This window comes from Breoghania sp. L-A4, from assembly GCF_003432385.1.
Classification (GTDB): Bacteria; Pseudomonadota; Alphaproteobacteria; order Rhizobiales; family Stappiaceae; genus Breoghania.
The window spans coordinates 4,021,773-4,035,341 of sequence record NZ_CP031841.1 but is presented as its reverse complement, the minus strand read 5'-3'; the positions used below and the strand labels follow the sequence as shown (position 1 = coordinate 4,035,341).

The 13,569-nt window shown below is 65.7% G+C and carries 13 protein-coding genes; 4 read left to right on the top strand and 9 right to left on the bottom strand.

Features of this window, described 5'->3' with window-relative positions:
• Positions 1 to 117 precede the first annotated feature (117 nt).
• From D1F64_RS18515 to D1F64_RS18485, 8 genes are all read right to left on the bottom strand, one after another.
• A complete protein-coding gene (locus tag D1F64_RS18515; RefSeq protein WP_117413615.1) occupies positions 118 to 453 on the bottom strand; it encodes an XRE family transcriptional regulator in 336 nt (111 codons plus the stop codon).
• Entirely contained in the window at positions 450 to 812 is a 363-nt protein-coding gene (locus tag D1F64_RS18510) for a type II toxin-antitoxin system RelE/ParE family toxin (protein ID WP_117413614.1), read from the bottom strand. Before D1F64_RS18510 ends, D1F64_RS18515 begins: the two co-directional genes overlap by 4 nt.
• A gap of 317 nt (positions 813 to 1,129) precedes the next feature.
• On the bottom strand, positions 1,130 to 1,303 hold the full coding sequence (locus D1F64_RS23560) for a hypothetical protein (protein WP_162901641.1): 174 nt from the start codon (positions 1,301 to 1,303) through the stop codon (positions 1,130 to 1,132).
• 27 nt (positions 1,304 to 1,330) lie between these two features.
• Entirely contained in the window at positions 1,331 to 3,256 is a 1,926-nt protein-coding gene (locus D1F64_RS18505) for an autotransporter assembly complex family protein (RefSeq protein ID WP_117413613.1), read from the bottom strand.
• A gap of 319 nt (positions 3,257 to 3,575) precedes the next feature.
• A complete protein-coding gene (gene ugpC, locus D1F64_RS18500) occupies positions 3,576 to 4,682 on the bottom strand; it encodes a sn-glycerol-3-phosphate ABC transporter ATP-binding protein UgpC (protein WP_117413612.1) in 1,107 nt (368 codons plus the stop codon).
• Between the two features lie 4 nt (positions 4,683 to 4,686).
• Positions 4,687 to 5,580: a carbohydrate ABC transporter permease gene (locus D1F64_RS18495; RefSeq protein ID WP_117413611.1), complete on the bottom strand. Its 894-nt coding sequence runs from the start codon at positions 5,578 to 5,580 to the stop codon at positions 4,687 to 4,689.
• Complete coding sequence (locus tag D1F64_RS18490; RefSeq protein WP_117413610.1) at positions 5,580 to 6,449, bottom strand: sugar ABC transporter permease; 870 nt, start codon at positions 6,447 to 6,449, stop codon at positions 5,580 to 5,582. Before D1F64_RS18490 ends, D1F64_RS18495 begins: the two co-directional genes overlap by 1 nt.
• Before the next feature lie 82 nt (positions 6,450 to 6,531).
• Positions 6,532 to 7,788, bottom strand: a complete 1,257-nt coding sequence (locus D1F64_RS18485; RefSeq protein ID WP_117413609.1) for an ABC transporter substrate-binding protein — start codon at positions 7,786 to 7,788, stop codon at positions 6,532 to 6,534.
• A 285-nt stretch (positions 7,789 to 8,073) separates the two neighbouring features.
• Between D1F64_RS18485 and D1F64_RS18480 the strand changes: the two genes are divergently transcribed.
• Entirely contained in the window at positions 8,074 to 8,445 is a 372-nt protein-coding gene (locus D1F64_RS18480; RefSeq protein ID WP_205470536.1) for a hypothetical protein, read from the top strand.
• A gap of 79 nt (positions 8,446 to 8,524) precedes the next feature.
• Positions 8,525 to 10,903, top strand: a complete 2,379-nt coding sequence (gene ppsA / locus D1F64_RS18475) for a phosphoenolpyruvate synthase (RefSeq protein WP_117414712.1) — start codon at positions 8,525 to 8,527, stop codon at positions 10,901 to 10,903.
• A 21-nt stretch (positions 10,904 to 10,924) separates the two neighbouring features.
• Here the strand turns inward: ppsA and glk are convergent, their stop codons facing one another.
• Complete coding sequence (gene glk, locus D1F64_RS18470) at positions 10,925 to 11,902, bottom strand: glucokinase (protein ID WP_117413607.1); 978 nt, start codon at positions 11,900 to 11,902, stop codon at positions 10,925 to 10,927.
• Positions 11,903 to 12,134: 232 nt separating this feature from the next.
• Between glk and D1F64_RS18465 the strand changes: the two genes are divergently transcribed.
• Positions 12,135 to 12,953, top strand: coding sequence for a helix-hairpin-helix domain-containing protein (locus tag D1F64_RS18465; RefSeq protein WP_248304510.1), 819 nt, complete (start codon positions 12,135 to 12,137; stop codon positions 12,951 to 12,953).
• 12 nt (positions 12,954 to 12,965) lie between these two features.
• The gene (locus tag D1F64_RS18460; RefSeq protein ID WP_248304509.1) at positions 12,966 to 13,439 is read left to right on the top strand and encodes a L,D-transpeptidase; all 474 of its coding nucleotides are present in this window, start codon (positions 12,966 to 12,968) and stop codon (positions 13,437 to 13,439) included.
• Positions 13,440 to 13,569 lie beyond the last annotated feature (130 nt).

Here is a 13,569-nt window from a genome sequence, read left to right as displayed (position 1 = left end):
TTAAAAGCGGCCAGACGGGAAATCGGCGGGGAAAGGGTTCAAAACGCCTGGCTGAGGCCGACGTAGATGGCGTAGTCGGGGCGACCATTTCGAGCCAGGACGGATTTCTCTTGTCGATCAGCGCGGTGGCGTTTCGTTGAGATCGCTCAAGGTCTTGAGATGCACCGGCGCGTGATCGGGAAATGTCACGACCAGATCAAGCTCTCCGCCCATGGCTTCGATGTAGCTGCGCAAGGTCGAGAGCAGGACATCGGAACGCTTTTCGATGCGGGAGACGTTGTCCTGGGTCACGCCCAGAATCTCCGCCAAGCGCACTTGCGTCAGCGCGCGCGCCTTGCGGAGTTCCTGCAAGGTCTTGTATTCCGCGATCAGCTCGTCCGAACGCGCTTTCGCCTTCTTCCGCTGGGTGGCGGTCATATGTTTTTTGAAAACGTCATCGGCGGATATCGTCATGGTGTTTGTCCTTTTAGTCGAGCCAAATGGTCACCAAGCCGCTGATCGGCGGTTGCCAGAAGTTGTTTGTAAAAGCGTTTTTCGCTCACACCGGATTTGTCGCCCGCGACCAGAAGAATGGCTTTTCGCTCCGGGTCAAAGGCATAGGCGACACGCCAAGCGCCGTTATCGGCCCTGAAGCGCAGTTCCTTCATGTTGGCGTGCCTTGATCCCTTGAGGGTGTCGGCATGCGGACGGCTCAGTTGCGGACCGAATTCGGCGAGCAATATGACCATTGCCATGAGTTCAATTTTCACGTCCTCCGCCAAGCGATCGAATTCATCGGCGAAGCTGTCATGGAAATTGATGGTCCAGGCCATGCAGTGATTATGTCGTGAGGCGCATATGCATTCAAGTGCATATTTATGTCTCAAGCGTGCGAACGACGACATGAGCCGCTATTCGACAGCGGCCCTGGCGCCATCGGCGCTGACCGAAATCTTTCGTTTGCGTCAACTCTGGCCCCACCCTCGATTGTCACCCCGGCCTCCGAGCCGGGGACCACTCTGGGAGCCTCTTGTTGATGCCCTTGTGGCTTCGTTGCGGGGCATTGCTGCACGCTCGAAAGCCTTCATTCGAAGATCGGCATAATGGGCCCCGGGTCAAGCCCGGGGTGACAATCGAGGGTGAGGCGCGCTCAACCAGCGTTGTATATGGCGCACGCCAGCGGCTTCGTGGCGACGACGCGAATATCGGCGTCGATCTGATCGACAAATTTCGGGGCGACTTCGGGTCCCGGGCGGGCGCCGCAGCTGGATGTGATGTCTACAAATTGGCGCTTGAAAAGCGCGCTGCGGAGCAGTCCGGGCATGGCTGTCGCGTTATTTCACGGCGGCCCCTAAAAAGCCTGGCTGAGACCGACGTAGATGGCGTAGTCGGGGTCGTCCTTGCCGGGGTTGAGCGGCACGGCAAAGTCGAACCGCAGGGGCCCGAGCGAGGAGTAGTAGCGCAGGCCCAGGCCAACGCCGATCTTCAGCGGTTCGGAGAAATCCGGCAGCTCGGTGGAATAGGCCGCGCCGGCATCCATGAAGCCGACGACGCCGATGCTCTCGGTGATGCGCGTGCGCACTTCCGCCGATCCCTCGAAGAAGCTGCGCCCGCCGACGACCTCTCCGGCCACGCGCGGTCCGATGTTGCGGTAGGCGTAGCCGCGCACCGATCCGCCGCCGCCGGCGTAATAGCGCCGGGAGGGGGGAATGTCCTTCAGGCTCGAGCCGAAGATGCTGCCGGTGGCGAGACGGCCGGCGAGAATGAAGCGCTTGGCGTCGTCAAACGCCTGATAGGCGGAGATGCTGGCCTTGGTGAACAGCATCGCCCCGCCGGTCTCGATGTCGTAGGCGGGTTCGGCGAAGGCGGTGGCGCGAAACCCCTCGGAGGGGTCGAGGACATCGTCACGGCTGTCGTGGGTGACCTCGCCGAAGACGCCGAACAGCGCATAGTTGCCCGAGCCCAGCGCGTCGTCCTCGCGCGCGAAGGAGAATTCGGTGCCCACGGCGTATTCCAGCGTATCGGAGTGCTGTTTACCCACGCGCATGCTGCCGTAGACCGAGCGGCTGTCGTAGGCTTCCGGGTTCTCGCGCTTGGCGCCCACGGTGGCGGTGAAACTTGTTGTCGGGCCGAAGGCGCCGGGCTTGGTGAAGACGATGCGGGTGGCGTATTCCAGCTCGCTCAGCGAACGGGTGCCGATGCGCCCGGCGGAGCCCTCGATGCTGAGTTGTTCGCCGCGGCCGAACAGGTTGCGGTTGCGCCAGTAGGCCTCGAGCCCGGCGCCTTCCGTGCTGGAAATGGTCGCGCCGCCGCCGATCACGTGACGCTTGCGCTCGGACACCTCGATGGTGATGGGCAACTGGCCGTCGGCGTCGAGCTGCTCGGCTTCGGCGACGCGGATGCTGCCGAAAATGCCCAGGGCGCGCAAGCGCTTGCCGGCTTCGCGCAGGGCTTCCGGATCGTAGCGGCTGCCCGGTGCGATATTGGCCTGGGAGACGATGAAGTCCGTGTCCGTGCGCTCCTGGCCGCTGACCGAGACCGCGCCGAAGGTGGCCGTGGGGCCGGGATCGACCTCAAGCGCCACGTCCAGCCGCCGGCTGGCGTGATCGGCGACCACGGAACGGTCGGAAATCCTTGCGAACGGATGGCCCTGCGCCTTGAGATTGGCCACGAGTTTTCGTTCGGCGGCGAGGATGTTGTCCGACAGCGCCGGCTCGCCGGGCACCAGGCCATAGTCGCCCGGCGGCACGTCGGCCGCAGTGCCGCCTTCGCGGTGCAGGGTGGAAATGGCGATGTCGCCGAAGTGGAACTGCGGCCCGGTGTCCACGCGGATGCTCACTGGCACGCGCTGCCCGGCGCGGCGGTCGATCGTGCCGCTTTCCACCGCCGTCTGCAGGGGCACGCCGGCGATGTCGATCTCAATGGTGCCGCCGTACAGCCCGGATACATATAGCCGCGCGAGCAGCTGCTGCTGGTCGCCCAGCGCGCGGGAGATTAGCCCCGGCGCGCCCGAGGGCGGCGTGTCCGCCTGGCCGATGAGCTGGGAGGCCTTGGTCAGCGCGTCCCTGAGATCCTCGTCGCCGCCGGAAACCGTGATCGTCGCGGTGTAGGGCAACGGGTCGGGAACGGCGGCGGGCGTCGCGGTTTCCTCGTCCTCGAAGAACGTGAATCCGAAGAGCTCGAATGCCTGGGCGGAGGACGTGACGAGGCAACCAGCGCAGAGAAACCCTGCGATGAGCGCGGCCCGTGTGGCCGCAAGGGGAGTGCGATTGCTCATCGCAGGCGGCTGACGTCTCATTCCGCGGAACATTCAACTCCATACAGGCGTCCGGCCTCGCAGGACCGGGCCGCACTTTCATTTCCGCATCATTGTAAACGAAAAATCTCTACAGAAACAAAAGACCGCGTCCGTCGGGCCGCATTTACCCGACCGTGACGGATGGCGCATGAGCCGTGCCGTCTTCAATCCCGCCCTTTGAATACCGCAGCCGTACGGCAGGTCAATGGCGGGGCGCGAAAAAGCCCGCGCACGGCATGCCGTGCGGCATGGTTTTTCGAGACGGCGCGCCGCGTCGTTCGCGGCGCCAGCCGGGCACCTACAAGCGCAGGCCGGTCTCCCGGTCGAACAGCTTGGCCTTGCCCATCTCGACCTCGAATCGGAAGGCGGTGCCCGGAGGGCTCGCGTCCTGGGGGCGGACGCGCGCGATGAGCTCCGTGCCGCCGATCGAGAACACCAGCATCGTGTCGGGGCCGGTCGGCTCGACCACCTCGACGGGCCGCTCGAAGATGAAGCGCTCGGGTCCGGGCAGCTCGGTGCCGGCGGCGAAGATGGTCTCCGGCCGCAGGCCCAGGACGACCGAGTGCCCGTCCTGCGCCGTGATCCTGTCCGCGATGGTTTTGGGCAGCGGGAAACGCAGGGCCGGGTCCGCGCCCGCGGGCTCGACGAACAGCCCGCCATCATGCCGCAAGGTGCCGGGCAGCATGTTCATCGGCGGCGAGCCCATGAAGCCCGCGACGAAGAGATCCACCGGATCCTCGTAAACGGTGGTCGGATCGGCGAACTGGCGGATATGGCCGTTGTCCATCACCGCGATGCGCGAGGCCAGCGTCATCGCCTCGATCTGGTCGTGCGTGACATAGACGATGGTCTTGCCCAGCCGCTGGTGCAGCTTCTTGATCTCGGTGCGCATCTCGATGCGCAGCTTGGCGTCGAGGTTCGACAGCGGTTCGTCAAACAAAAACACGTCGGGCTTGCGCACCAGGGCGCGGCCCATGGCAACGCGCTGGCGCTGGCCGCCGGACAGTTGCCCCGGCTTGCGGGCGAGATAGGGATCGATGTGCAAGAGCGCGCTGACCTCGGCGACAGCGGCGTCCTGTTCCGCCTTGGGCACGCGCCGGGTCACCATGCCGAAGGTGATGTTGTCGCGCACGGTCTTGGTCGGATAGAGCGCGTAGGACTGGAACACCATGGCGATGTCTCGGTCCTTGGGCGGGATGTCGTTGACCAGCCGGGCGCCGATGTGAATGTCGCCCGAGGTGAGGGTCTCCAGCCCGGCGATCAGGTTGAGCAGCGTGGACTTGCCGCAGCCCGACGGTCCGACCAGGACGACGAACTCGCCGTCACCGATCTCCAGGTCGATGCCCTTGATGACGTCGGTCGCGCCGAAGCGCTTGAACACCTTGTCGAGGCGGATGTCGGTCATGCGGCTATCCTTTCACGGCGCCTGCCGCGAGGCCGCGGACGAAATAGGTTCCGGCGATGACGTAGACGGCCAGCGTCGGCAGGGCGGCGATGATCGCCGCCGCCATGTCGACGTTGTATTCCTTCACCCCGGTCGAGGTGTTGACGATGTTGTTGAGCGCCACGGTGACGGGATTGCTGTCGCCGACGGTGAACGCGATGCCGAACAGGAAGTCGTTCCAGATCTGGGTGAACTGCCAGATCACCGTGACCACGATGGCCGGCAGCGACATCGGCAGAACAATGCGGAAGAAGATGCCGAAAAAGCCCGCGCCGTCCACCTTCGCCGCCTGAATGATGCCGTCGGAGACGCCGATGAAGAAGTTCCGGAAGAACAGGGTGGTGAAGGCCAGGCCGTAGATGGTGTGTACCAGGATGAGGCCGGGGATGGTGCCGGCCAGGCCGAGCAGGCCCAGCGTGCGGGCCATTGGCAGCAGCACCACCTGGAACGGGATGAAGGCGCCGAACAGCATCAGCGCGAAAATCACGTCGGCGCCGCGAAAGCGCCATTTGGTCAGCGCGTAGCCGTTCAGCGCGCCGAGCAGGGTCGAGATGGCGACCGCCGGAACCACCATGGCGACCGAATTCCAGACATAGGGTTTCAATCCGTCGCAGCGCACGCCGACGCAGGCGGAATCCCAGGCCTTGGCCCAGGCGTCGAAGGTCACCTCGCGCGGCAGGCTGATGAGCGAGGTCTGCCGGATTTCCGCCAGCGACTTCAGCGAGGTGGAGATCATCACGATGAGCGGCACGAGATAGTACAGGCAGAACAAGCCGAGAATGACGAACAGCAGGACGCGCAGCGCGCTGTGCCGCAGCCCCTTTTGCCGAACCACACCGCCTTGCGCGGAACCGGGCATCACGCGGACCTCCTGAGTTCCGAGTAGAGGTAGGGCACGATGATCGCGGTGATGGTGACGAGCATCATCACCGCGCTGGCGGCCGCCATGCCGAGCTCGCTGCGCTGGAAGGCGAAGGAATACATGAAGGTGGCCGGCATGTCGGTGGCGTATCCCGGCCCTCCGCCGGTCAGCGCGATCACCAGATCGAAGCTCTTGATCGCGAGATGGGCGAGAATGATGATCGTGGAGAGGAACACCGGCCGCATCATCGGCAGGACGATGCCCGTGTAGGTGCGGATCGGCCCGGCGCCGTCGATGGCGGCCGCCTTGAGCACCTCGTCGTCGACGGAGCGCAATCCCGCGAGGAACAGGGCCATGGCGTAGCCGGAGGATTGCCACACGCCCGCGATCACCACCGTGTAGATGGCGAAGTCCGGGTTCACCAGCCAGTCGAAACGGAAGCTCTCGAAGCCCGCCAGGTGCATGAGGCGCTCCAGGCCGACGCCGGGATTGAGGATCCATTTCCACACGGTTCCGGTGACGATGAACGACAGCGCCATCGGGTAGAGATAGATGGTGCGGATCACCCCTTCGATGCGGATGCGCTGGTCGAGCAGGATCGCGAGCAGAATGCCGATGGCGGCGGAAATGATGATGAACAGCGCCGAGAAGATGAACAGGTTGCTCAGCGCGATGTGCCAGCGCGGCGTCTGCCACAGGCGCACGTATTGCACCAGCCCCTCGAAGCCGTAGGAGGGCATGACGCCCGAGCGGGTGAACGAGATGTAGGTCGTCCAGGCGATGAAGCCGTAGACGAAGAAGAGGCTCGCCGCGAACAGCGGGGAGACCACCAGTTTCGGCAGCCATCGCTCAAGCAAGCGTCCCATCGCAGATGACCTCTTGAGGGTGGATATCTTCGTGGCGCGCGGAAGGGCCGGGGCGTTGCCGCTCCGGCCCGTGTCGCGGCTCTCAGAGCTGGGCGCGTTTCACGGCGGCGGCGAGGTCCGTCGCGGCGTCCTGCGAACTCATGTCCGAATTGAAGAAATTCGTCACCAGATCGAGGATCTCGCCGCGGACCGACCGCGGAATCGCCATCTCGTGCGCCATGGAGGGCACGAGCGTGTCCGCCTTGATGGCGGCGAGCAGGTCGTCGTGCGATTTCACCGCGCAGACGTCGAACTTGTCGAGGCTCACGTCGGTGCGGGCGGGAATCGAACCCTTCGCCAGATTGAAGGTCTCCTGGAATTCCGGCGACATGATCAGGCTGGCCAGGACCTGCTGGCCCTTGAGGTTGTCCTCGCCCTGCACCTTGAAGAAGGTGAAACTGTCGGAATTCAGCACGAAGCCCTTGCCCGGCGTCGGCGCGCAGATGAAGTCCTTGCCCGGCACCTTGCCGGCGGCGAGGAACTCGCCCTTGGCCCAGTCGCCCATGATCTGGAAGGCGGCCTCGCCCTTCATCACCATGGCGGTTGCCAGGTTCCAGTCGCGGCCTGAGAAGTTCGGATCGACATAGCCGCGCATCTTGCGCAGCTGGTCGAAGGACTTGACCATCGTATCGCTGGTCAGCGCGTCCTGGTCCAGCTCGACCAGCGCCTTGCGGTAGAAATCCGCGCCGCCGACGCCCAGCACCACGTCCTCGAACACGGTTGCGTCCTGCCAGGGCTGACCGCCATGGGCGAGCGGGGTGATGCCCGCCGCCATCAGCTTGTCGGCCACAGCGTTGAACTCGTCCCAGGTGGCGGGCAATTCGGTGACGCCGACCTTGGCGAGCACCTCGGGGTTGGCCCACATCCAGTCCACGCGGTGGATGTTCACCGGCGCGGCGACGTATTTGCCCTCGTATTTCATGATGCTTGCGAGGACGGGCGGCAGAACGGCGTCCCAGGTCTCCGTCTCGGCGACGGCCTCCACGTCATTGAGCGCGCCCTGCTGGGCCCATTCCTGGATGCCGGGACCCTTGAGCTGCACGGCGGTGGGCGGATTGCCGGCCACCACGCGGGCGCGCAGCGCCGTCATCGCGGCATCGCCGCCGCCGCCGGCGATCGGGCTGTCGATCCAGGTGCCGCCCTGCGCCTCGAAGGCCTTCTTCAACTCGCCGACGGCCTTGGCCTCGCCGCCGGATGTCCACCAGTGCAGAACTTCAACGGTTCCGTCGGCCCGGGCGGCGCCCGGCAGGATCATTGCAGCAACGGCCGAAGCCATCATGAGTTTCCTGAACATGTACATTGGACGTCTCCCTTCGGTTTCCGACCTCGGTGACCTGAATGTTGTTCTGTCGTTCAGCGCGGATTTGTTTGCGTCTCGAGTGATTTTATTGTTCTCGCTGGAACGGGCACTTCGGTTCTGATCCCAGCAAATGGCATTTGCCGGCGCTTGGCTTTGATCGGGGTCAAGGGTGGAGCGCTTTTTGTCGCTGATGATGCAGGGACTGGCGCTGCGGCAGAAGCGGGCGGTTCCGGAAGAGGGAACTGGCGTGGAGACATAGAGGCATGGAGACATGGAGAGATGGATGTGAACAGGCGTGTGCGAGGCCGGTTGCCCGGTGCTGCGCTGCTGATGGGCATCCTGGCGCTGTGGGGCACGGTGGCGCCGGCCCATTCCGATGACGCCGTTGCGCGGGGCAGGGTGGTCGTCGAGCAATGGTGCCGCGATTGTCATCTGCGCGCCGGCGACAGGCCGGATCCGGACATGGCGCCCCCTTATGAGCAGATCGTTTTGCGCCCCGGGCGTGACCGGGCCTATTTCACGCGCTTCTTGCGGGAGGATCATTTTCCGATGACGACGTTCCGCCTGTTCGATCAGGAGAAGGCGGATGTGGTGGCCTACCTGATGAGCCTGCGCGAGGCAGCGCGGCGTGGCGCGGGGCCGGGGACCGCGCGTTGATCCACGTCATACCTTCGGCGCCGGCCCGGCCCTAGGGTTGAGCCGGGATGATCCGTGCAGTGACAACGGGGCCGTGATGATGAGCAGCGAAACCGAAAGCGTTGTCTGGTTCGAGCAATGCGGCCGCAAGGATGTCGGCCGTGTCGGCGGCAAGAACGCCTCGCTCGGCGAGATGGTCAGTGCGTTGACGCCGGAGGGCATCCGCGTGCCGCCGGGCTTCGCCACAACGGCGGATGCCTATTGGCGCTATCTCGAGGCCAACGGCCTGCGCACGGAGATCGAGGCGGCGCTCGCCGCGTTGACGGAGGGAGCCGCCACGCTTGCCGAGACCGGCGCGCGCATCCGCAAGGCCTTTCTGCTCGGGCGCTGGCCGGATGATCTCGCGAGCGCCATCACCGCGTTCTACGGGCAACTGGCCGCGCGCACCGGCCGGGCGGATGTGGATGTCGCGGTGCGCTCCAGCGCCACCGCCGAGGATCTGCCGGATGCCAGCTTCGCCGGCCAACAGGAAACCTTTCTCAATATTCGCGGCGCGGACGCGCTTCTCGATGCCTGCCGGCGCTGCTTCGCCTCGCTGTTCACCGACCGCGCCATCAGCTACCGCGCGGTGAAGGGGTTCGACCATCTCAAGGTGGCGCTGTCCATCGGCGTGCAGCAGATGGTGCACTCCGACCGGGGCGGCTCGGGCGTGATGTTCTCCATCGACACGGAAACCGGCTTCGACAAGGTGGTGGTGATCAACGCCGCCTGGGGGCTGGGCGAAACCGTGGTCCAGGGCACCGTCGATCCCGATGAATATGTGGTGTTCAAGCCGTTGCTGGCGGAGCCCTCGCTGGTGCCGATCATCGAGCGGCGGTCGGGCGCCAAGGCGCAGAAGATGATCTACGCGCAGGGCGCGGCGCCGACGCGCACCGTGCCGACGTCGAAGGCGGAGCGGGCGGCGCTGGTGCTCGGCGATGACGATATTCTCACGCTGGCGCGCTGGGCGGTGAGCATCGAGGCCCACTATGGCTGCCCGATGGACATCGAGTGGGCGCGCGACGGCGACACCGGTGAGCTGTTCATCGTCCAGGCCCGGCCCGAGACGGTGCAGTCGCGCCGCGACATGTCCTCGCTGCGCAGCTACGAGATCCGCTCCAGGGGCCGGGTGCTGGTGACGGGGCTGAGCATCGGCGATGCGGTCGTCGCGGGCCGGGTGTGTCTCATCGAGAGCGCGGCGGATATCGGCGACTTTGTCGATGGCAGCATCCTGGTGACGGGCACGACGGACCCCGACTGGGTGCCGATCATGAAACGCGCCGCGGGCATCATCACCGATCACGGCGGGCGCACCTCGCACGCCGCCATCGTCAGCCGCGAGCTGGGCCTGCCGGCCATCGTCGGCGCGGGCGACGCGACCAGGCTTCTGCACTCCGAACAGGATGTGACCCTGTCCTGCGCGGAAGGAGACGAGGGATTCGTCTACGAAGGGATCGCGGATTTCGAGGTGCGCGAGGCCGCGCTCGAGAATATTCCGGCGACCGCCACCAAGGTGATGCTCAATCTCGCCAATCCCGGCGCCGCCTTCCGCTGGTGGCAGATCCCGGCCGACGGCGTCGGACTGGCGCGCATGGAATTCGTCATCTCCAACCACATCCGCATCCATCCGATGGCGCTGCTGGGCTTCGACAGACTGCATGACGCGGAGGCCAAGCGCGCGATTGCGGAGCTGACGGAGGGCTATGACGACAAGGCGGAGTATTTCGTCGACCGGCTGGCGCGCGGTCTGGCGCGGATCGCCGCCGCCGCCCACCCCAAGCCTGCCATCGTGCGGATGAGCGACTTCAAGACCAACGAATACGCGGGGCTGATCGGCGGCGCGGAATTCGAGCCTGCCGAAGAGAACCCGATGATCGGCTTTCGCGGCGCCTCGCGCTACTATTCCGACGCCTATCGCGAGGGTTTCGCGCTGGAATGCCGGGCGATCCGGCGGCTGCGCAAAGAGATGGGCTTTTCCAACGTCATCGTGATGATCCCCTTCTGCCGCTCGGTGCGCGAGGCCGACCGCGTGCTGGAGGTCATGGCCGAGAACGGCCTGCGCCGTCATGAGGATGGTCTGGAGGTCTACGTGATGTGCGAGATCCCCTCCAACGTCATTCTGGCGAAATCCTTCGCCGAGCGTTTCGACGGGTTTTCCATCGGTTCCAATGACCTCACGCAGCTGACACTGGGCGTCGACCGGGATTCGGAACTGCTGTCGGAGCTTTTCGACGAGCAGGACGAGGCGGTGAAATGGATGATCGCCAATGTCATCCGCGAGGCGCATCAGGCGGGCGCCAAGGTGGGGCTGTGCGGCCAGGCGCCGAGCGACCATCCGGAATTCGCCCGCTTCCTTGTCGAGAGCGGCATCGATTCCATTTCGGTGACGCCGGACAGTTTCGTCGCGGTGAAGAAGCAGGTCGCGGCGGCGGAGGGCTGACGCGCCGGTTCCGAACGGTTGTCAGTGTGCCTTGGCCGGACGTTTCTGCGCCAACGCCACGGCCGCGCCGCGCAGTCCCGGATCCTTCGCCGTGATGACGAAGGCGGGGATCTGCGCCAGGTAGGACGACATCCGTCCCTTGTTTTCAAACGCCTTGCGGAAGGCGCCGGAGGTCAGGTGTGTCAGGATCCTCGGCGCGATGCCGCCGCCGAGATAGACCCCGCCGCGCGCGCCGAAGACCAGCGCGAAATCGCCCGCGGTGCGCGCCAGCACTGAGACGAAACACGACAGCGTCTGCGTCGCGTGCGCATCCCCGCCAGCGTCCGCGCGGGCGACGATCTCGGCCGCCGGCAGGGTTGCGGTCCGGCCGTTCTTGAGCCGGCCGAGCGCCGCGTGAATGGCCTCGATACCGCTTCCCGACAGCACCCGCTCGATCGACACATGACCGAATTCCCATGCCAGATGCTCGAGGATCGCCATTTCGCGGGCGCTGGTGGCGCCGAAGGACACATGCCCGCCCTCGCCGGACGTCGCGCTCCAGCCGTCGGCCACGGGAACCAGCCCGCTGACGCCGAAGCCGGTGCCCGGTCCCAGCACCAGCCGCGGCGCGGTCTCGTTGATCTGCGTGCCGCCGATCCGCTGCAGATCGCTGTCCGCGAGATAGGGCAGCGACAGCGCGATGGCCTCGAAATCGTTGAGCAGGGTGACGTTTTTTATCCCGGTGGCCTCCCGGATTCCGGCGGTGGTGAAGGACCACGGAGCGTTGGTCAGAGCGACCGTGTCGCCGGTGATCGGTCCCGCGATGGCGAAGGCGGCCATGCGCGGGCGTTCGTCGATGGCGCGGTAATAGGCGCTCACCGCGTCCTCGAAGGAGCTAAAATCCCTGGTCTTGTAGAGGGTGAAATGCTCGATGGTCAGCCGGTCGATGTCGCTGATGGCGAAGCGGGCATGGGTGCCGCCGATGTCGCCCACAAGCGCGCGCCTTCTGTCGTCCGGCATCTCGATCGGTCCTTCCCGTTCTATTCTTTATGACGCGCGCCGGACCGCGCATCCTTGATGGGGATCAAGGCGTGGCGCGGTGCGTCGCGTATCGTGGGTTTTCACGAGGGAGAGATTTCGAAAAGGCAGGCGCGCGTTGGCAAGAGCTCAAGCAACGCCGGACAAGACGGCACGGACCCGAACCAGTGCGTCCGGGCGCGGAGCGGGAGAGCGCGCGAACGCTTCGATCGCCGTGAAGCTGCGCGACTATGCGGATCTGCTCGAGCAGCAGGGCGCGGACGGGTTTCGCGAGCGCGCCTATCGCAAGGCGGCGGAGACGGTCGCGGCCTTGCCACGGCCCGTCGCCGATATCCTGGAGCAGGAGGGGCGTGCCGGGTTGATCGCGCTGCCGGGCATCGGCAAGGGCATCGCGGGCGCCATCGCCGAACTGGTGGTGAGCGGCCGCTGGTCGCAGCTCGAACGGCTGCGCGGCGAGCTCTCCCCGGAGAAGCTTTTTCAGACCATTCCGGGCATCGGGCCAAAACTCGCGGCGCGGCTTGCCGACGAGATGCATCTGGAGACGCTGGAGGATCTGGAGGCCGCGCTGCATCTGGGCGATGTCCGGATCGCGGGCCTGGGGCCGCGCCGCAGCCAGGCGATCGCCGCCGTGCTGGCGGAGCGGCTGGGCCGTCCGGTCTTCCGGCGCGAGCACCGCGCGGACGCCGTCCCCGGCGTCGACCTGATCCTGGAGATCGATGCCCGCTATCGCGAGCGCGCGGCGGCGGGCAGCCTGCGCAGGATCGCGCCCAAGCGCTTCAATCCCACCGGCGAGGCCTGGCTGCCGGTGATGCACGCCCGGCTCGGCGAGTGGCAGTTCACCGCGCTGTTTTCCAACACGGCGCTCGCCCATCAGCTCGGCAGGAACGACGATTGGGTGGTGATCTATTTCGAGAGCGACGGGCATGCGGAAGGCCGCTGCACGGTGGTCACCGAGACGCGCGGTCCGCTGGCGGGCAGGCGGGTGGTGCGGGGCCGCGAGGAGGAATGCGCGCAACTGAACGATGATCGGTGAGGGGGGAGCCGGATGGACATTCTGAGGCGACGTAGTGCGGGAGGGTTGCCGCGCGGCGGCATGCTGGCCGTGCTGCTCTTGGCCTGCGTGCTGATGTCGGGGCTGGCTTCAATGCCGGCCCTCGCCGCCAATGTCGGGGTGCGGATCGATTTGTCGCGGCAGACCATGCAGGTGAGCCTGGACGGCCGTGTGGCCTACCGCTGGCGGGTATCCACCGCGCGGCGCGGCTACCGCACGCCGACCGGCCGGTTCAGGCCCGTGCGGCTGGCGCGGATGTGGTACTCGACGATCTACGACTACGCGCCGATGCCCTATTCGATCTTTTTCTACCATGGCTATGCGATCCACGGCACCACGGAACTGCGCAATCTCGGACGTCCCGCCTCGCATGGCTGCGTGCGCCTGCATCCCGACCATGCGCGCACGCTCTTCGAGCTCGTCAAACGCTATGGCCGGGCGGCGACGGAGATCGTCATCACGCGCTGAAAGCGCGGCTGGAGTCGCAGCCTCTGCCGGCATGGTTTGCTTGAATTTTTAACGTGCAATCCAGCTCCTCCACTGCTGAGCCGGGGCTGTGGATTTTGCCAGCTTGACTCTCTGACGTCAGATGATGTTC

Coding starts and splice junctions, on each gene's coding strand:
- glk (WP_117413607.1), bottom strand. CDS start 11,902: ATGCCGGACGACAGAAGGCGCGCGCTTGTGGGCGACATCGGCGGCACC.
- ugpC (WP_117413612.1), bottom strand. CDS start 4,682: ATGACCGACATCCGCCTCGACAAGGTGTTCAAGCGCTTCGGCGCGACC.
- ppsA (WP_117414712.1), top strand. CDS start 8,525: ATGAGCAGCGAAACCGAAAGCGTTGTCTGGTTCGAGCAATGCGGCCGC.
- D1F64_RS23560 (WP_162901641.1), bottom strand. CDS start 1,303: ATGCCCGGACTGCTCCGCAGCGCGCTTTTCAAGCGCCAATTTGTAGAC.
- D1F64_RS18460 (WP_248304509.1), top strand. CDS start 12,966: ATGGACATTCTGAGGCGACGTAGTGCGGGAGGGTTGCCGCGCGGCGGC.
- D1F64_RS18495 (WP_117413611.1), bottom strand. CDS start 5,580: ATGCCCGGTTCCGCGCAAGGCGGTGTGGTTCGGCAAAAGGGGCTGCGG.
- D1F64_RS18485 (WP_117413609.1), bottom strand. CDS start 7,788: ATGTACATGTTCAGGAAACTCATGATGGCTTCGGCCGTTGCTGCAATG.
- D1F64_RS18505 (WP_117413613.1), bottom strand. CDS start 3,256: ATGAGCAATCGCACTCCCCTTGCGGCCACACGGGCCGCGCTCATCGCA.
- D1F64_RS18515 (WP_117413615.1), bottom strand. CDS start 453: ATGACGATATCCGCCGATGACGTTTTCAAAAAACATATGACCGCCACC.
- D1F64_RS18490 (WP_117413610.1), bottom strand. CDS start 6,449: ATGGGACGCTTGCTTGAGCGATGGCTGCCGAAACTGGTGGTCTCCCCG.
- D1F64_RS18510 (WP_117413614.1), bottom strand. CDS start 812: ATGGCCTGGACCATCAATTTCCATGACAGCTTCGCCGATGAATTCGAT.